Below are 15784 nucleotides of genomic sequence, written 5' to 3'. Positions count from 1 at the left end.
CTTTGATTAGGGCGGCTGAGCTACTGGCGCAGGTTCTGGATGCTCGCGCATAAGCAACTTCGGCCAGCGTCTTCGTCGGGTATAGGGTGGGCAACCGGAGTGGACGCCATGGAACGTAAGCCGATAAGCTCAGAACCGCCTTTTGGCTGTGCGGTGGTGGTCTACCGACAGGGGTACAAGGGGCTGGAGTGCTGGTCTTGCATCGGGCTGAACATGGACCGGAATACGAAGGCGACTGGGCGTGGACACCGCCCGCTGGATCCCGCTTGGTCGGCGAAGCGGTCCTGAGTTGCGCCCGACGGGAGCTGAAGGAAGAGACCGGTCTGCAGCTCGCTCTCGAAGCCACCCCGTGCGGTACGGGCGAATGGGCCGTTTTCGTAGCCAAGGCATCTCCTGAGGCGGAGGTTGTCCTGGACGCCGAACATGACCGGTATGAATGGCTACCGGCAACCGACGCGGTGAAGCGCTGTCGACCAGACGCGGTGTCCGAGTCGCTCGCCAGGGCGATTGCGTGGATCCGGCACCGGCAAGCCCAGCACGGCACATACGGTTGAAGCGTACTGACCAGGACCTCGCGGCAAAGCCCTACGCGCTTGCGGGTCGGCCTGGTCGCACGGGATTTCAGGCCGCAGAGGACTTTCGGCTATCCCGCGGCCCTGTTGGAGGAAATGAAACGCTCTGAAAGTTCACCGCGGGTCGGTAGTGCTTGCTGATGTGCTCTCTGAGGGAAGGAGAGGCCTCGTCGAGGTCCACCACGTCGACGGGGATGCCGCACGTCGCGTCGAGGGCGGCCAGCGCCGCTAGAACCGTTCCGGCGGGTGTCAATGGCCACTTGAAAAACCGCACTTTTGGCCACGAAAATCCCGCAGTCGTGGCCAGGTAGATGGCGGGATCTACGTGGGGGTCCCTCCCTCCCCTCTGCCCCCCGCCCGTAGGGCGGGGGCCGCCGAGCCTTCGGGCAGGGTGCCGTGGACCTTGGGCGGCGCCAGCCGGCTGCGCATCCGGTAGCTTTCGCCCTTGAGGGTGATGACGTGGGCGTGGTGCAGCAGCCGATCCAGCACCGCCGCGGCGGTGGCCGGGCTATCGAAGAGCGATCCCCACTCCTGGAACTCCAGGTTGCTCGTCACGATGAGCGAGCGCCGCTCATAGGCCTTGGCCACCAGCTGAAACAGGTAATCCGAGGCGGTGGCATCCATCTTCAGATAGCCCAGCTCGTCCAGGATGATGAGGTCATGCGCCAGAATGGCCTTCAGCTTCTGGGTCGTGCTGCCATCGGCAAGCGTCGAGTACAGCTCCTGCACCAGGTCCTGCACCGTCAGGAAGAGCACCCGGTAGCCCCGGTTGATGGCTTCGATGCCCAGGCCAATGGCCAAGTGGCTTTTCCCCACGCCCGGGGGCCCCAAGAGGACAAGCGACTCATGCGCCTCCACGAACTGCAGCGTGGCCAGGTCCCGGATGGTCTGGGCGCTCACCGACGTCTGGAAGGCGAAGTCGAAGCTGTCCAGCGTGCGCAGCATGGGAAAGCGGGCCGCCTTCAGGCGCTTGTCCCGCTGGGTGGCTTCCCGGGCCTGCACCTCGGCCTCCACGAGATACGCCAGGAAGTCGAGGTAAGAGGGCTCTTCCTGAAGGGCCAGCTCGCTGACGGCGTCCAGCATCTCCCGGATGCGGCGCAGCTTCAACCGCTTGAGGCCCTGCTCGAGGCGGGCCCGATCGGCCGGAGCAATGGTGCGAATCATCGGGCCACCTCCTGGTAGTAGGAGAGGTCCCGTCGCTCCACGTCGACCCGGTAGGGGAGCGAGAGCCGACGTTGGGCAGACGGCTGCGCCGGTTGGGGAAGGCTCCCCGGCGCCTTCTGCAGGCGCTCCACCAGGCGCTTGAGGATGCCGTAGCCGTAGGCCTCGAAGCGAATGGCCCGCTGCATGGCCTGCTCCAGCACGTCGGATGGGCAGCTCTCGGCCAGCGTTACGATGCGCTCCACCTGCTCCCGCAAATGCCCACTGCGAGACCGGCTGAGGCCCTCCAGGTACGTTCGGGCACTGGGGGCCAATGCCTCAAAGCGCGCCTGAAGCGGATGGGCCGGTTGGCGACGGGTTTGGTGGTGCGGGTAATGGTCGTCCTGTCGCGCCTCCCGCTCTTTGAGCGCTTCAGAGGGTGGATCTCGCGCGTAGCTTGAGCGTCGGGATCGCCAGGAGGACCCTCCCAGCCCCCCGGCTAGCCGGGGGGCTGGAGCTTTTTGGCAGGAAGGGTGACCAGGGAGCCGAATCGTCGGGCCACGGCGAGGCCCGTGCATCGGTGCCGCCCGGTCCCGGCAGCGAAAGCGGGGCGGTGAGGGAGGGAAAACAAGCGGCAGCATCCCCCACGCGGTCGCCACGCCCGGGATGCTCCCCCAACACCGCCCCCGGCTGCTCTCCCGGGTCGGGAGCCTCCCCCGAGGGGAGGGAGCCGGTTTGGTGATCCCTATCTTCGCCGGTCCAGACGTTCGCTCCTACCTGGCCGCCGAAAAAGCGGGCCGGTTGCGGCTTCCCCGGCTCTGCCCGGCCTGCGGCGGGCGGCTGTGGGGACACGGGTGCTGCGAGCGCGGCGCCGACGAGACGGGGCCGTGTGGCTATCAGCGGATTCCGGTGCGCCGTCGGCCCTCCTCGCGCTGCGGCCGGACGGCCTCGTTTTTGCCCAGCTTCCTGCGCCCCTACCAGAGCCTGGTCAGCGCCGCCCGCCAGCGCCTCTATCAGGGGCTCCGGCGGGGATGTCGTGGCGGGCGTTGGCCGCCTCGGTAGGCCGTTCGGTGGCCACCGTGCGCCGGCTCCTTCGAAGGGCCTCGGCCGAGGCGCCGGGGGTCTTGGCCCGGCTGCAGGAGTGGTGGGGGGAGCTCGGCGGGGGCCTTCCGATCGGCCCGCCGGTCCTGGATCCGCCGGAGGATGACCCGTTGGGGACATGCCTGGACTTCGCCGAGACGCTGCGCCAGGGAGTGAGGCAGGCGCATCGTGAGCCGGTAGCGGCCGGCCTTCTGGACATCGTCAACCTCCTGCTTCAGGGCGACCCGGCCTGGCTTTGAAAGCGTCAGGGGCCGGAGGCGGGGTCGCCTGCGCCCTGCTCGAATCGATCATGCGTTCGCCCCCCGCCGGGCGGCCGGACTCCCCAAACCCTGGCGCCTTCTCGGAGAGCGCCCGGTTGCCGGAGACTGGAAGCAAACCCCACGACAGGGAGGATGCTTCGGTGGCTTCCGGGCCCGACGACACGCTCGCCTTGTTTCGGTACTCGCTCATCGCCCCGCTGTTGGATCCCCTGGCCGATGCGGAGGAGAAGCGCCGCTGGCGGGCCGAGGTGGTGGGCCGTCCACACCTGCTCCCGGACGGCCGGCGGGTGCACGTCAGCGCCCCGACCTTGCGCCGGTGGGTCCGCCGCTACCGACTCGGTGGTTTGGAGGCCCTGCGGCCGGCCACGCGGCGGGACCGGGGATCGGTGCGGGTCGTTACCCCCGAGCTTCTGGAGCAGGCCAAGGCCCTCAAACGTCAGGATCCCACCCGCAGCCTGCCGCAGGTGGTTCGCATGTTGGAGGCGGCGGGCCTGGTGGCCCCGCAGACCCTCAAGCCCAACACCCTCTGGCGCCACCTGCACCGGGAAGGCCTCAGCGAGCGGGTCTTCACTCGCGGTTGGTGGCCCACGCCGAGTTCTTCTGGGCCGAAGACCTCTACGCCCTGGAGCTGTGCTTCCAGCAGGCGCTGCTCCGGCGGGGCCTTCCCTGGCGGGTCTACGTCGACCGGGGCCTCATCTTCCAGGCCGAGGTGTTCACCCGGGCCTGCGCCGAGCTCGGCATCCGCCACATCTCCGGCACGCCCGGCCACCCCGAAGGGCGCGGCAAGATCGAGCGCTTCTTTGAAACCCTGCAGGATCAGTTTTTGCGGGAGCTTTCCCACCACCCTGTCCCGCACCTGGCGGCACTCAACGAAAGGCTTGCGGCCTGGATCGAGGAGGCCTACCACGTGCAGGTCCACAGCGAGACGGGCGAGGCGCCCGCTGTTCGGTTTGCCCGCCTCAAGGGGCGCCGCAGCGTGTCGGCCGAAAAACTCGCCCACGTCTTTTTGTGGCGGCGGGTGCGCCGGGTGGACAAGACCGGCTGCCTGCGCTTCGACGGCAACCGCTACGAAGTGCCGCCCGGCCTGGAAGGCCGCCGGGTCGAGATCCGCTTTCACCCCCTGCACCTCGAGCGCCTCAGCCTGTTCATCGACGGCCGCCACGTGGGCGACGCCGTCTCCCTCGATCTCGCCCATCCCGTCTACCGCGGCCTCGACCGGGTCCACCACCCCGAGCCGAGCCGCCCGGTCGAGCCAGCGATCCCCTACCTGGAGCTTTTGGTCCATCGCCGGCGACAGCGCCAGGCCCGGGCCATGTCCCCCCTGCGCCTGAGTCTGCTTGAGGATCCGGAGGCGATGCCCGATGTTTGAAGCCCACTTTGGCCTGACGGCCACGCCGTTTGCCCGGGATATCCCCGTCGAGCATCTGTTTGTCTCCCAGGCCCACCGGGAAGCGCTGGCCAGGCTCCACTACGTCGCCGAGCGTCGGCGGGTGATGGTGCTGACGGGGGAGGTGGGCGCCGGGAAGTCCACCGCGCTGCGCCGGCTCAAGGCCGAGCTCGACGCCACCCGCTACGAGGTGGTCTATCTGGCTGACGTGGCCTTCACGCCCCGCAGCTTCTTCCAGAGCCTGCTCGATGCCCTGCGACTCGATGCGCCGCACGCCCTGCCCAAGCTCAAGAAGCTCGCCCGCGAGGCGCTGGCCGAGCGCTGGCGCACGCAGCACCGCACGCCGGTCCTGCTGGTGGACGAGGCGCAGTTCCTGAGCCCGGCCATGCTGGAGGAGATCCGGGGCCTGCTCAATTACGACTGCGACGCCTTTGCGCCCTTCGCCCTGGTGCTCTGCGGTACCCGGGCGCTTGCGGAGCGCCTGGCCCTTCGCTCCGCCGAGGCCCTTGCCCAGCGCATCGACCTGCGCTACCACCTCAGCGGCTTTTCGCCCCAGGAGACGGCCGCCTACATCCGCCATCACCTGAAGCTGGCCGGGGCCGACCAGGAGCTGTTCACCGCCAAGGCCCTCGATCACATCCACCGGGCCTGCAACGGGCTACCTCGGCCCATCAACCAGCTCGCCCACCTCTGCCTCATGGCGGCGGCCGCTCGGCAGGAGCATCTGGTCGACCACGAGCTGGTCGAGGCGGTGATGGCCACCGAGTGGCAGGCGCCCCAGGCGGCCGGGAGGTGAGCGCGATGCGTCTCTGGCTGCGAGGCAATACGCCCATCACCGTCGAGTGGCGCTGCACCCGCCGGGCCGGGGCCCTGGCCCGGCTGCGCCTGGTGGCCGGCTCGCGGGAGGTGGTGCTGGCCTTTGCCTCCCGCCGGGCCATCTACGAGCTGGCCGTCCGCCTGGTGCTGCTTTGGGCGGAGGCCCAGGAGGCCGACGGCAGAGCCAGCCGTCGCCGGCTACCCTGACATCCCAGAGGCGTGGCCGTCCGGGACATCGGGCGCGCCACGCCCTTTCCCGCTCATTGAGCGCGCGACGACAGCGGTCAAATAACGATCAACGCAACAGTCGTCCCGAATCATCACCCGCCCTCGCCCGGGGACGAGCGCGATCCGGTCCACCACCTGGCCGTCCTCCAGGATCTCGATGTGGTGCTCGAAGCGCCGGTAACTCACCGCTCGGCGGGCAAAACGGGCCGGCACCGAGTACCGGTTTCCCTCGATGGAGATGAGGTTGGTGCGGGTGGCCTTCCGCTGCTCCAGGATGCCCTGCGGGGCGCTCAGCGCCAGCGGCTTGAGGTGGGGCGCCTCCTTCGCCAGCCGGTCCCACGGCACCGCTCCCGTCGTGGCATGCGTGCGGGCGTTGGCCACCTCGTCCATCCAAACCCGCACCTGGCGGTTGAGGTCGCCCAGATCCGTGAACTCCCGGCCGTAGAAGAAGCCCCGGCGCACGTACTTGACCATGGACTCGACTTTGCCCTTCGACTCGGGGTCGTGAGCCCAGCAGGCCTTCGGCGCAAACCCGTAGAGGGCCGCCAGCTGCAAGAGTTCCTGCTGGTAGCGGACAACCCCGCCGACCCGCTCCGCCACCACAGTCTTGGCGTCGTCGAAGAGCAGGGTGCGAGGCACCCCGCCGATGTACTCAAAGGCCCGGTGCAAACACCCCGCCAGCGTGGCCATGGCCAGCGACGTGATGAACTCCACGTAGATCACCCGCGACCACGACAGCGTCAGGATGAAGGCGTACAACCGCACCCGAGCCCCCTCGACGACGAGGGTTCCAAAGTGTCCCCAGTCCACCTGGGCCTGCTCGCCAGGAAGGGTCTCGATGGGCTTATACTCCCGAACCGGGTGCGGCCGGATCCGAGCCACGAACCGGCGCACCGTACGGCGGGAACCCGTGTAGCCCTGCTGGCGGATCTCCTGGTAGAGCCGTTCGGCCGTCAGTTCGGGCCAACGGGCCAGCCGTGCCGTGATATACTCGACGTAGCGGTCGATCTTGCGGGCCCGCTGGCGGTAGCGGGGAGCCTCGACGGGACAGGCGGGGCCGTCCCAGTACTTGGCCACGCTGCCGCGGTCGATCCCGAGGCGGTCGGCGACCTGAACCTTCTTGAGCCCTTCGTCGCGCAAGTGCCGCAAAGCGATCACCAGCTCCTGTCCGATCAGGTTTGCTCGCTCCTTCGCCGGATCCGATTGGGTGCGTCTCCCAGCGGAGCCGATACGAAGGGGCGGGCATTTTCACCTACCTGACCGGACCTGCGGGCTTTTCGTGGCCATTCGTGCGGCTTTTTCGTGGCCACTTATGGGGATTTTACTGTGGCCACGGACAGCGGGATGCCCCGTACTCCGAGGTCGATGTCCGAAGCCAGATGGAACTCGCCTGTGCACAGGGAACCGAAAAGATAGATCTCCGTCGCACCGTACTGGCTGAGCGTCTCCACCAGTGCGGGCAGGGAGGAACGGGCTTGTGCCAGCCGGTTCTCCAGCGCCGTCTCCTCCTCAGCGATGCCCCGCCGCCACCCCCGCAAGTACCCCTCCCATTCGGCTTGTGACAACCCGGTGGGAGGACGGAGCGTAGCCAGCGCCGCCCGCCTTCCCTCTGACGTCCTGGTTCTTATTTCTGACGCCCCGGGGCCCATGCCGTCCGTCACCCGCCTGCGGTATAGCACGGGACGTGCTCTCTCCGACCGGTCGGGCCCAGCGAAGGGTGGCAACGGCCGAACGGCGAATGCACCGCTCCGGCACGGGGATGGACCGTTGGCTCGTCGCACCATTCGCGCGGCCGCGGAAGACATCTGCCGCACGTTGCAGGGGCCCATCCACATCCGGGAACTGGTGCGCCGGGTGGTGGAAGCCCTCGGCATCGAGGAGCGGCCCAGCACGCAGTTCTCGGTTCGGGAAGCCCTGGGACGGTTCCGGTTCATGGTGCGCTGCGGGCCGGGTCTGTACGCGCCGGCCCGGGTCGTGCTGGACGGCAAGGCGTTCCGCCTGAGGCCGCCGCCCGAGGGTTGGGGCGGCATGCTGCCCCTCTGGCAGCTCGAACCCTTTGCCACCGCCCTCGAGAACGCCGCCGTGGCGGATCCAGACGGCCGCCCGCTCTCACGAAAGCTCCGCGAGCCCGACGCCGACCGGTTCGAACAGCAGGTCGAGGCCCGGGCGCGCCGGCGAGCGGCCGAGATCGTGGACTTCTTCCTGGCCGAGGCTGGCCGGCACCGCCCCCTGTCCGCGGGGGAGCTGCGGCGCTTGCTGGACGTGCTTCTGGGGCAAGTGAGTGAGGAACGGGGCGACCTGATCCAGGGCATCGTGGCGGCCATCGCGCCGTACCGGCTGCCCGACGCCTGGGACGAGGATGCCGACCTCATCGTTCGCTACGACGGGGGCTCGCATGCCCTGCGCATCACGCCCGAGCGGCGCCGACCGGGACGAGCGGCGCATTCGAGAGGAGGACCGCCGCTTCTGCGACTTCATGGTGGCGCAGTTGCGGGAGGGGTCCAGCGTCCCGCTGCACGAACTCGTGCTGCGGGCCTACGCACAGATCCCCGGGATCGGCGACTACCCGGGCTCGCCGCCGCACCTGGCTGTGGCTCGAGACCCGTGCATCCGCATCCTCCGGTCGATCTCGGCGCTCGGCGAAGCCGACATGGCCGCCAGTCCGGCGGTGGCCAGGGCCGATACGGTGGCGGACCGAGTCCGACCAGGCGCAAGACGCCGCCCGCCGGCAGCGAAGGCTGGAACTTCGGCGCACCTTGCCGGCCCGCATCCGGCAGCACGAGCCAGGGCGCGCAAGATCCGCCATCTCGAGGTGCCGGCCCAGTATCTGGCGTCCCGGCGGGACCTGCCGCCCACCGCCCTGGTGGGTGCAACGGGGGTGTACCTGACGGCGTTCTTCTTCTGGACGTACGTGCGCGGCTACCCATGCAGCCCGTCGGATACGGAGACCTTTACGCTGGACGTGCGGGACTTGTGAGAAGAGCGTCGCGATGGCAGCGGGCCGGATTTCAATTCCTTTTCAAAACCTGCCTCCTCAGCACGGGCACCCTTTTCTTCGCAGACAAATCGCTTGTTAACAGGTCGAGATCACCCACCTATTCCCCGACTACCCGCCCCTGGCCATCGGCCGTCCGGCACCAGGGCGGTCAAGGCTCTCTTCGGAATGCGCCGAGCCGCGCCAGTTTCACATAAGGCAGCTCATCGCGCTCCACGAGACTGTAGAGCTTGCTTCGGCTGATGCCCAGGAACGCCGCAGCCTGTCGGACGTTCAGCAGGCCGTCAGCGACGAGGTCCTCTGTCGAAAGCTGGAAAGCGCATCCCTTCGGCGACGTCGAGGACGGGCAGCCCTGCAAGCCAGGGCGTGAACAAAGAGTCTTGGCGGGTCGTCATGAGGGGGCGAAGCATCGCCGGCGCGCCATGACCGGACTGGCGTTGAACAGCTCGTAGCGACAATTCAAGGTGACAAAGAGCGACATGACGGGATCTATAAGGGCTGAGGTGGACAAAGCGGTTGTATCTACGCCGTTTTTCGGGTGGGCGTCACAATCTTCAGGTAGTGGGGCGGTCGGTCGACCTTCAGGGCCTGAAACAGCGCCTTCTGCTCTTCGGTGAGGGGGCGGACCTGCCAGACCTCGCCGTGGGCGGTGGCGTGGCGGCCCACGTCGATGGGGGCGACCAGATCCCGCATCTGTCGCCAGGTCTGGCCCGTCTCGTTCTCGGCCACCCGGATCATGAGGAGGGCCAGCCAGCACAGCAGCACGTGGGACCGGATGCGGTCGTCGAGCCGGTGGTACATCGGCCGGACGTCGACCGTGTGCTTCAGGTCCCGGTGCACCCGTTCCACCTGCCAGAGTTGCTTGTAGCCGTAGACCAGGTCTTCGGCGGGCAAAAAGTCGTCGGAGCTGCTGATCACAAACTTCCCGTCGAGGGCGGCTTCTCGGCGAACCTTGGCCGCGTCGATGACCAGTCGCGCGCCCCGCGTCTGGCGCAGGTAGCGGCCGAAGGTCTCGTGGCCCGCAGCTCGCAGGCTGCCTTGGTATGCGCCTCGCCCTGCTTCTGTTTGAGCGCTTCGAGCCGCTGGCGAAGCTCGGCCAGGATGGACTCCCGCTTCTGGCGGTCCCGCTCGGCCTCCTCGGGGTTGCGGACGATGACGAAGCGCCGGCGGGCGGCGCTATCCCCTCCGACCACGACCTCCTTGATCTCCAGCCCGTCGGGAAGCCTGCGGTACTTGCCGCCCCGGCGCAGCGCCTCCGCGGGCACCCCCTGGGGGCCCACCCGCAACTTCTCCCCGATGATGTAGTGATCGCCGGCGCCCTGCAGGATGCGGCGGTTCGCCTCGGAGTTGAAGCCCGTGTCCAACACCACGACCACCCCAGAACCTGCGCCAGTAGCTCAGCCGCCCTAATCAAAGGCCGGAGACGGCTGGGCCCACGAGGGTAGCGGGCGGAGGGGCTCTTTCTTTTTTTCGCTGGAAATGGGGGCGGCAAGCCTCCAGCAAAAGGAAAGCACCCCCGGGCGACGAAGACGATGGCCAGAACACGCGACCAGGGGGTGCTACAGCCGATGGGAGCCACGCCCTCCCACCGGCGGGTCCGACAGTTCGCCGCGTACATGGCCTCCACCTTCTGCCTCGGCCGGCACCTGCGCGGCCTGCGGGATCGGCGCCGGCGGGTGGAGGTGCCCGGCTTCGTCATCGGCTGCGTGCTTTTGGTGGGGTTAGCCCTGCGGGCCCGGTCGATGATGGAGCTGGAGCGCTGGGTGCGGGCCGGCGCCTTCCGCAAGCTGGTAGGACGCCACCGATTGCCGCTTCGGGACTGCCTTCGGGACTGGGCCATGGCCGCCGACGTGGCCTCGGCGTGGGCGATCAACGACGCCATCCTGGCCACGGCCCGCAAGAACAAGACCTTCCGGGGCGGCAGCGTGCATGGCTGGCATGTGGTGGCGCTGGATGGGACCGAGGTGCTGCGCACCCAGGCCCGCTGCTGTGCGGCTTGCCAGGTCTACCGGCATCGGGACGGGCGGGTGGAGTACGCCCACCGGGTCGTGGCGGCCCAGACGGTGCGCTGGCGGCATGGGGACGAGGGGACTATCCGAGTCGGTGCAAGGGTCGGGACGTGCCGCCGGTGGTGTGGGGCATGGAGCCCCAGCGGCCGAAGGAAGGGAGGTCGACGCTGCCCTGCGACTGCTTCGGCGCCTGCAGGGCACGCACGGGCATTTCTGCGACGTGGTCACGGTGGATGCCCTGTATGCGCAGGCTCCCTTCCTCGAGGCGGTGCGCGCCCTGGACTGCACGTCGTGGTGCGCCTGAAGGACGAGCGCTACGCGGTCGTCCAGGACGCAGCGGGACTGCGCCGGGGCCGCCGCTACGGCGAAGCCTTTGTCACCCGCATCGGCTCCTTTCAGGTGGAGGTGCGGGTGTGGGACAGCCCGGAGCTGACCAGCCGGGAGGGGCTCAAGCACCCTATCCGAGTCGTCTATGCCGAAGAGGAGCCTGAGCTGGACGGAGCACCAGGGGACTGCCGTCTGGCACTGCAAAGCCCTTCGCATCCTGGAGGTGGCCACCACGCTGAGCCCGGCCGAGGCCAGCGGCCGGGTGGTGTGGGAGATCGCCCGATCCCGTTGGGGGGTAGAGAATGAAGGCTTCCGGCAGCTGAAGCAGGAGTGGCACCTGGACCATGGCTTCCTCCACCACCCGACCGGCATGCAGGTGCTGTGGGCGTTGCTGGCCGCTGGCTACAACCTCTTTCAGCTCTTTCTGGCCCGCCGCATCCGCCGCCGCGGTCCGTGGGAGCAGACCGAGCGGGGCGTGGCCGAGCGGCTGCGGGCGGAGCTGCTGATCGGGGAGGGACCGCTGGGGCTGTATCTGGTCCCGGACACCAGCTGACCCTCCCGCCGGCGGGTGGGGGAAGCCGACCGGGCAAGCCGTATGTTGTGGAAGCCAGCCGGGTGGCCCCGGGGAGGGGGGGAGGTGCCCGGCTCGTTTTGTCCTTCTGACCCCCACCTCACCAATCAACTAACAACTTCTTACTGGTAAACACTGGCGCGATCTCTGACGACCACCCGGTTGAGCTTCCAGCCGTTGAGATCCCGTTTGACCTCGGCCACGACGTTCTGGTCGCCGGTGTTGCCGGGCCAGACCCAGCAGCGGACCGGGATGCCGTCCCGGGTCACGGCCAAGCCGATGACCACCTGGGCCATCTTCGGATGATCATCGGCGCTGTGCCCCCAGCGGCGCAACCCGTCGGCGTCCTCGCCCTCAATTTCGAAGTACGCCGTCGTCGTATCGAAGAAGATGACGTCCACTTCGAGGTTGAAGAGGTTGGCCAGCGTCCAGAAGACCTCGCGCTGGATCGCCTCGGCAGCCTCCAGCAGAAAGTCCATGGCCCGGTAGAGCTGGTGGACTTCCACCGCGGGCAGCTGGTCGATGTAGACGTCCTGCGCCACCCACTTCTCGATGGCCAGCTCGCTGGACGGCGCCAGGGCCCGGTTGGCCACCATGGCGAAGAGGAGCCGCTCGATGGGGGTCTGGTAGTGGCGCGCTTTGAGCAGGCGCTGCAAGGTCTTCTGGATGCCCAGCCGCCGCCACAGCCCGTCCAAAAGCCACGTCCCGCCCAGCTTCAGGGAGCCCAGGTACCGAAAGGGCCACTCCATGCCGAGATCCTTCTGCAGTTGGGCCTGCTCGTCGGGGGGCAGGAACCGGGCGATGCTGCGCACCAGGCGGCGCAGCGCGTCCAGGTCGAGCTGGTCGACCCGGCCGAAGGTGTACAGCACCTGGGCCCGGGGCTGTCCAGTCTTGGGGTCCCGGACGTTATGGGCAAGCTGGGCGTATTGGATGCCCTTGGAAGTGACGGTGCGCACGTACATCGTGCCTACATCGTAACTCGTTTACCACGCTGTGTCAATAGCTACATCTTTTGTGGTTGTGTCTACGCGCATCCGCGTTTTTCTACGGGGAATGGCCCGCAAACCCGCTTCGCACCGTGCGGGTGGGGGCGGGTTGTGGCCACTTACTGTACAACGCCAGCCGGAGCTCCGAGGTATACTGGGGTCGGACGAAGGAGTGAGGCCGACGCCAGACCTGCTCTTTACCAAACATGCTTTGGACGTAATGGCCGAGCGGAGAATCGGCGAGGAACTGATTGCCGAAACGGTCACTTCACCCGACGGCGTAGAGCGCCGGCCGGACGGGACCACTCACTACATCCGTGCGTTCCGTCAGTGCGGCAGTCGATTTCTTCGTGTGGTAACTGTGGAGGGCGAGCGGCACCTGAAGGTTGTGACCGTGTTTTTTGATAGGAGGCTGCGGAGACGCCATGCGAATTAAACTGGATCGTCAGGCCGATGCCCTGTACGTTCGCCTAACCGACGCGGATATTGTTGAGTCAGAGGAGGTCGCGCCGGGCGTCATAATAGACTATGACCAAAACGGTGTAGTCGTAGGCGTCGAGATACTCCAACTCGGCTCCCGCCACGGTCAGGAGGCAGTGGCCTCCATTCAGTTGGATACCGACTGAGGTCAGCCTGGTGTAGCATGGGGAGCGCCATGAGTTCCTGCTTCCTGCGACGCCTGGGCCAGACCCACCCTGACGGCGAGATTCATCTGAGCCCCGACAACTATGCCACCCACACGCACCAGGCGGTGAAGTCGACATGCTGGTCGCCGCCATCGGGCGGTTCATCGAAGCCTGGAAGGAAGACGCCAGGCCGTTTGTATGGGTCAACACCCCGACCAAATCCCGGCGAGGTGCTGGCCCATTGCCTGGCGTCCGGACGGGAACTGCCGCCTACCACCCTGGTGGCCCTCGACCCTGACGAACCCGACTTTGAGCGCCTGTTCGACATGCTTTTCCTGACCGGCCCGCTGTGAGCGGCCGGGGCCGTGCGAGCCGGGCAGACCGCCTCGGCGCCCTGGGCTCCTGCCGAGCCTTCGGACGTTGAAGGTCGTCGGCATATACCGCGGGGTTCCTTTGCAGAGGAAGTGTACCACGTAGTGCCCCCCCGTCGGACCCGCCCGAGGGAGGTAGCGCCGTCGTGGCTGGCCATCGCCGCCGTGGCGGTGGCTCCGAATCTCCAAGTAGCCGGCCCGCCATTCGGACACCATCCTCGTGACCGACGACGGCATCGAGATCCTGACCTGCTACGGCAACATCTCGGGCCAGTCGGCTTCCGGCCCGCCGCAGCACTTCTTGTATTTTCGCCCGCTGCCACACCAACACGGCTCGTTGCGACCCGGGGGCCAGGACACGGTTCTCCCCTGCGCCGCGATGAGCGCCGCGTAGGCCGCTACGGATTCGGGCCTGGACGGATCACGGCCTTCGCGCCGGGCCCACTCGACGAGTTCGTCCACCTTGATGGGGGCCAGCGCCGGGTTTTGGCCGAGCCCGTTCAGCCGGACCAGGGCGTTTTGGACGGCGCGCCGGTGTGCCTCGTAGCTGCGTTTTTCAGGCGCCTCCCGCCACTGAGGCCACCGGTCCAGGGCGGCTTCCAGTTCGCCCGGCGGAAACCACGCCACCGCCGACTGCACCTGTTGCCGGTCGCTCACGAGGGGCGGCAACGCCTCTCCCGGCTCCTGGTGTTCGGCCAGAGCGTGGCGGTCAAGGTGGTCAGGGTAGTCAAGGCGGTCATGCTCTTCGAGAAAGGCGTCGGCTCTCTTTTCAAGTTCGTCGTGGGGCCGCCCCAGCGCGGCCAGGCTCTCCCGCCGAAGGTCGGAAAGCTGGGCCACCAGCCCCTCGGGATCGCCCGTGGCCAGCGCCAGCTCCAGGCCCCTGGTTAGCCACCGGAGCGCTGCTTCATGGTCTCCAGCCGCCTGATAGGCCATGCCGGCGTTGTTGTAGAGCCACACGTCGTCGGGGTACTCCGCGGCCAGGGCGGCGAACAGCTGGTCCGCTTCCTCTCGGCGACCCAAGCGCAGCAGGTACTCCGCGATATCGGCCCTGCCGTCGGGCACGCTTCGCAGACCGGCCTGTAGAGCCCGCTGCTTGGCAACGATGGCTTCCTCCAGCCGGCCGGCCCCCGCGTAAGCGTCCGCGAGCTCGCTGTAGAGACCCGCGATGTCGCAGACCTTCCCAGCTCCCGGAGCGGCAGCCAGCTCCTCGAGAAGACGGGCTGCTTGGTCGCAGTCCGGCCGAGGGCCGTGGAGCAGGGCCAGGATCCGCTGTTCCTTGCGCAGCCATTCCCTCGAGGCTCCCACAGGGCCTCCCTCCCTAGCCGAGCGGCTGGGGTTGCCTTGAGGACGACGCTGGGGCGAGGGCCCCTTCCAGCGCTCATCCTACGTTTCGGCCCCAACCTTACCTCATTTCTGCGGCCAGGGCAATCTCGACGGCGCTTCCGGCTACGTCGCGACTCGGCCTTCGGCCGGGGTACTGCCTCGAGGGGCGGGCAGGCACGCGGGGATCGCCGGGCTGGCCGGCCAAGAGCTGCTGGAGGAAATAAAACGCTCTGAAAGTTCACCGCATCATAGGCGCGCAGGACCCGGTGGCGAAACTTGCGGTACCCATCCAGCTACTCCACGCTCTTGGGGGAGAGGACCGAGGGGCGCACCTTTGGCACGGCCCGGGCCAACATGCAAAGCAGCTCCCGATGCCAGTCCCCTCCACTCGGAGCCCCTCCGTCAAATTCTTGTGCGATTCGCTCAAGTGCCCGTTCAATCGCGCCGTAAAAGCATAACAGATGGGTTGCCGCCGCAGCGGCTGGGAGCGAATCGCCCGGCAACCCACTGAGACGCGCCAGTTCTTGCACGCTTGAGTCTGCTGCCCCGAGGTCCTCCTCAACGGCCGCCAGGAGTGAGCGCAGCCTTCGGGCTTGAGCCTCGCCTCCCACGCTCACAGCAGGCGCTGTCCCTTCTCCATGATGTGCTCTCTAAGGGAAGGAGAGGCCTCATCGAGGTCCACCACGTCGACGGGGATGTCGCACGCCGCGTCGAGGGCGGCCAGCGCCGCATAGAACCGTTCCGCCGGGATCCCCCGTACTGCCAGGTCGATGTCCGAAGCCAGATGGAACTGCCCCGCGCACGGAGACCCGAAGAGATAGACCTCCGTCGCGCCGTACCGGCAGGGGGTGTTCACCAGCGCGGGCAGGGAGGAACGGGCTTGTGCCAGCTGTTTCTCCAGCGCCGCCTCCTCCTCGGCGATGCGACGCCGCCATCCCCGCAAGTACCCCTCCCATTCGGCTTGTGCCAACCCGGCCGGAGGCTCGAGCGCATCCGGCGCCGCCCGCCTTCCTTCTGACTCCCCGCGGTGCATGCCGTCCGTCACCCGCCTGCAGTACAGCACAGGCCTTCT

At 67.8% G+C, this 15784-nt stretch carries 24 protein-coding genes and 1 pseudogene; 13 read left to right on the top strand and 12 right to left on the bottom strand.

Going from position 1 to position 15784, the window contains the following annotated elements; all coding sequences use genetic code 11:
* The first annotated feature begins 188 nt into the window (after positions 1-188).
* Positions 189-554: an NUDIX domain-containing protein gene (locus VLY81_RS14655; RefSeq protein WP_405001301.1), complete on the top strand. Its 366-nt coding sequence runs from the start codon at positions 189-191 to the stop codon at positions 552-554.
* 339 nt (positions 555-893) lie between these two features.
* Here VLY81_RS14655 and istB read toward each other — a convergent pair whose 3' ends face one another.
* Both istB and VLY81_RS06345 read right to left on the bottom strand, forming a co-directional pair.
* A complete protein-coding gene (istB, locus tag VLY81_RS06350; RefSeq protein WP_324670179.1) occupies positions 894-1736 on the bottom strand; it encodes an IS21-like element helper ATPase IstB in 843 nt (280 codons plus the stop codon).
* Positions 1733-1990 (bottom strand): hypothetical protein, encoded by a 258-nt coding sequence (locus tag VLY81_RS06345; RefSeq protein WP_324670178.1) that lies wholly within the window; start codon positions 1988-1990, stop codon positions 1733-1735. The genes istB and VLY81_RS06345 overlap by 4 nt, the downstream gene beginning before the upstream one ends.
* A gap of 460 nt (positions 1991-2450) precedes the next feature.
* On the opposite strand from VLY81_RS06345, the gene VLY81_RS06340 reads away from it, so the two are divergent.
* From VLY81_RS06340 to VLY81_RS06320, 6 genes and pseudogenes are all read left to right on the top strand, one after another.
* On the top strand, positions 2451-2774 hold the full coding sequence (locus VLY81_RS06340) for a DUF6431 domain-containing protein (protein ID WP_324670177.1): 324 nt from the start codon (positions 2451-2453) through the stop codon (positions 2772-2774).
* A gap of 8 nt (positions 2775-2782) precedes the next feature.
* Positions 2783-3052 (top strand): hypothetical protein, encoded by a 270-nt coding sequence (locus VLY81_RS06335; RefSeq protein ID WP_324670176.1) that lies wholly within the window; start codon positions 2783-2785, stop codon positions 3050-3052.
* A 50-nt stretch (positions 3053-3102) separates the two neighbouring features.
* Positions 3103-3600: pseudogene (locus VLY81_RS14650) on the top strand (helix-turn-helix domain-containing protein); the annotation flags it as partial.
* Positions 3601-3653: 53 nt separating this feature from the next.
* On the top strand, positions 3654-4442 hold the full coding sequence (locus tag VLY81_RS06330) for a Mu transposase C-terminal domain-containing protein (protein ID WP_324670175.1): 789 nt from the start codon (positions 3654-3656) through the stop codon (positions 4440-4442).
* Positions 4435-5256: an ExeA family protein gene (locus VLY81_RS06325; RefSeq protein ID WP_324670174.1), complete on the top strand. Its 822-nt coding sequence runs from the start codon at positions 4435-4437 to the stop codon at positions 5254-5256. The genes VLY81_RS06330 and VLY81_RS06325 overlap by 8 nt, the downstream gene beginning before the upstream one ends.
* Positions 5253-5483: a hypothetical protein gene (locus VLY81_RS06320; protein WP_324670173.1), complete on the top strand. Its 231-nt coding sequence runs from the start codon at positions 5253-5255 to the stop codon at positions 5481-5483. Before VLY81_RS06325 ends, VLY81_RS06320 begins: the two co-directional genes overlap by 4 nt.
* Here VLY81_RS06320 and istA read toward each other — a convergent pair.
* The 3 genes from istA to VLY81_RS06305 all read right to left on the bottom strand — a co-directional run bounded on the left by istA (position 5475) and on the right by VLY81_RS06305 (position 7901).
* Entirely contained in the window at positions 5475-6662 is a 1188-nt protein-coding gene (gene istA, locus VLY81_RS06315; RefSeq protein WP_324670172.1) for an IS21 family transposase, read from the bottom strand. The genes VLY81_RS06320 and istA overlap by 9 nt on opposite strands.
* A 152-nt stretch (positions 6663-6814) precedes the next feature.
* Positions 6815-7069 (bottom strand): nucleotidyltransferase domain-containing protein, encoded by a 255-nt coding sequence (locus VLY81_RS06310; protein ID WP_324670171.1) that lies wholly within the window; start codon positions 7067-7069, stop codon positions 6815-6817.
* A 544-nt stretch (positions 7070-7613) separates the two neighbouring features.
* The gene (locus VLY81_RS06305; RefSeq protein ID WP_324670170.1) at positions 7614-7901 is read right to left on the bottom strand and encodes a hypothetical protein; all 288 of its coding nucleotides are present in this window, start codon (positions 7899-7901) and stop codon (positions 7614-7616) included.
* Here VLY81_RS06305 and VLY81_RS06300 point away from each other — a divergent pair.
* Positions 7900-8481 carry a hypothetical protein gene (locus tag VLY81_RS06300; RefSeq protein ID WP_324670169.1) on the top strand — a complete coding sequence of 194 codons (582 nt, stop codon included), beginning with the start codon at positions 7900-7902 and terminating at the stop codon, positions 8479-8481. The genes VLY81_RS06305 and VLY81_RS06300 overlap by 2 nt on opposite strands.
* Positions 8482-8650: 169 nt before the next feature.
* On the opposite strand, the gene VLY81_RS14645 is transcribed toward VLY81_RS06300, so the two are convergent.
* From VLY81_RS14645 to VLY81_RS06290, 3 genes are all read right to left on the bottom strand, one after another.
* Positions 8651-8857, bottom strand: coding sequence for a helix-turn-helix domain-containing protein (locus tag VLY81_RS14645; protein ID WP_405001300.1), 207 nt, complete (start codon positions 8855-8857; stop codon positions 8651-8653).
* A gap of 164 nt (positions 8858-9021) precedes the next feature.
* Entirely contained in the window at positions 9022-9471 is a 450-nt protein-coding gene (locus tag VLY81_RS06295; protein ID WP_449731242.1) for an IS1634 family transposase, read from the bottom strand.
* On the bottom strand, positions 9414-9869 hold the full coding sequence (locus VLY81_RS06290) for a hypothetical protein (protein WP_324670167.1): 456 nt from the start codon (positions 9867-9869) through the stop codon (positions 9414-9416). Before VLY81_RS06290 ends, VLY81_RS06295 begins: the two co-directional genes overlap by 58 nt.
* Positions 9870-10031: 162 nt before the next feature.
* On the opposite strand from VLY81_RS06290, the gene VLY81_RS06285 reads away from it, so the two are divergent.
* Positions 10032-11141: a hypothetical protein gene (locus tag VLY81_RS06285; RefSeq protein WP_324670166.1), complete on the top strand. Its 1110-nt coding sequence runs from the start codon at positions 10032-10034 to the stop codon at positions 11139-11141.
* Positions 11050-11388 (top strand): transposase, encoded by a 339-nt coding sequence (locus VLY81_RS06280; RefSeq protein ID WP_324670352.1) that lies wholly within the window; start codon positions 11050-11052, stop codon positions 11386-11388. Before VLY81_RS06285 ends, VLY81_RS06280 begins: the two co-directional genes overlap by 92 nt.
* A 140-nt stretch (positions 11389-11528) precedes the next feature.
* Here VLY81_RS06280 and VLY81_RS06275 read toward each other — a convergent pair whose 3' ends face one another.
* Positions 11529-12368, bottom strand: a complete 840-nt coding sequence (locus VLY81_RS06275; RefSeq protein WP_324670165.1) for an IS1634 family transposase — start codon at positions 12366-12368, stop codon at positions 11529-11531.
* Positions 12369-12459: 91 nt separating this feature from the next.
* Between VLY81_RS06275 and VLY81_RS14640 the strand changes: the two genes are divergently transcribed.
* From VLY81_RS14640 to VLY81_RS06270, 3 genes are read left to right on the top strand one after another with little or no spacing between them, the layout of a single operon-like run.
* Entirely contained in the window at positions 12460-12828 is a 369-nt protein-coding gene (locus VLY81_RS14640) for a DUF4258 domain-containing protein (protein ID WP_405001299.1), read from the top strand.
* Complete coding sequence (locus VLY81_RS14635) at positions 12818-13018, top strand: DUF2283 domain-containing protein (RefSeq protein WP_405001297.1); 201 nt, start codon at positions 12818-12820, stop codon at positions 13016-13018. The genes VLY81_RS14640 and VLY81_RS14635 overlap by 11 nt, the downstream gene beginning before the upstream one ends.
* A 29-nt stretch (positions 13019-13047) precedes the next feature.
* Positions 13048-13371 carry a hypothetical protein gene (locus tag VLY81_RS06270; protein ID WP_324670164.1) on the top strand — a complete coding sequence of 108 codons (324 nt, stop codon included), beginning with the start codon at positions 13048-13050 and terminating at the stop codon, positions 13369-13371.
* 270 nt (positions 13372-13641) lie between these two features.
* Here the strand turns inward: VLY81_RS06270 and VLY81_RS06265 are convergent, their stop codons facing one another.
* The 3 genes from VLY81_RS06265 to VLY81_RS06260 all read right to left on the bottom strand — a co-directional run bounded on the left by VLY81_RS06265 (position 13642) and on the right by VLY81_RS06260 (position 15682).
* Complete coding sequence (locus VLY81_RS06265) at positions 13642-14694, bottom strand: SEC-C metal-binding domain-containing protein (RefSeq protein WP_324670163.1); 1053 nt, start codon at positions 14692-14694, stop codon at positions 13642-13644.
* 311 nt (positions 14695-15005) lie between these two features.
* Complete coding sequence (locus VLY81_RS14630; RefSeq protein ID WP_405001298.1) at positions 15006-15242, bottom strand: ribonuclease toxin HepT-like protein; 237 nt, start codon at positions 15240-15242, stop codon at positions 15006-15008.
* Positions 15243-15325: 83 nt separating this feature from the next.
* Positions 15326-15682 carry a nucleotidyltransferase family protein gene (locus tag VLY81_RS06260; protein WP_324670162.1) on the bottom strand — a complete coding sequence of 119 codons (357 nt, stop codon included), beginning with the start codon at positions 15680-15682 and terminating at the stop codon, positions 15326-15328.
* Between the last annotated feature and the right edge of the window lie 102 nt (positions 15683-15784).

The sequence above is a fragment of the Limnochorda sp. LNt genome (genome assembly GCF_035593265.1).
Lineage (GTDB): Bacteria > Bacillota > Limnochordia > Limnochordales > Geochordaceae > Geochorda > Geochorda subterranea.
Note: the sequence above shows the minus strand (reverse complement) of the source record. Positions and strands in the feature narration are given on the sequence as shown.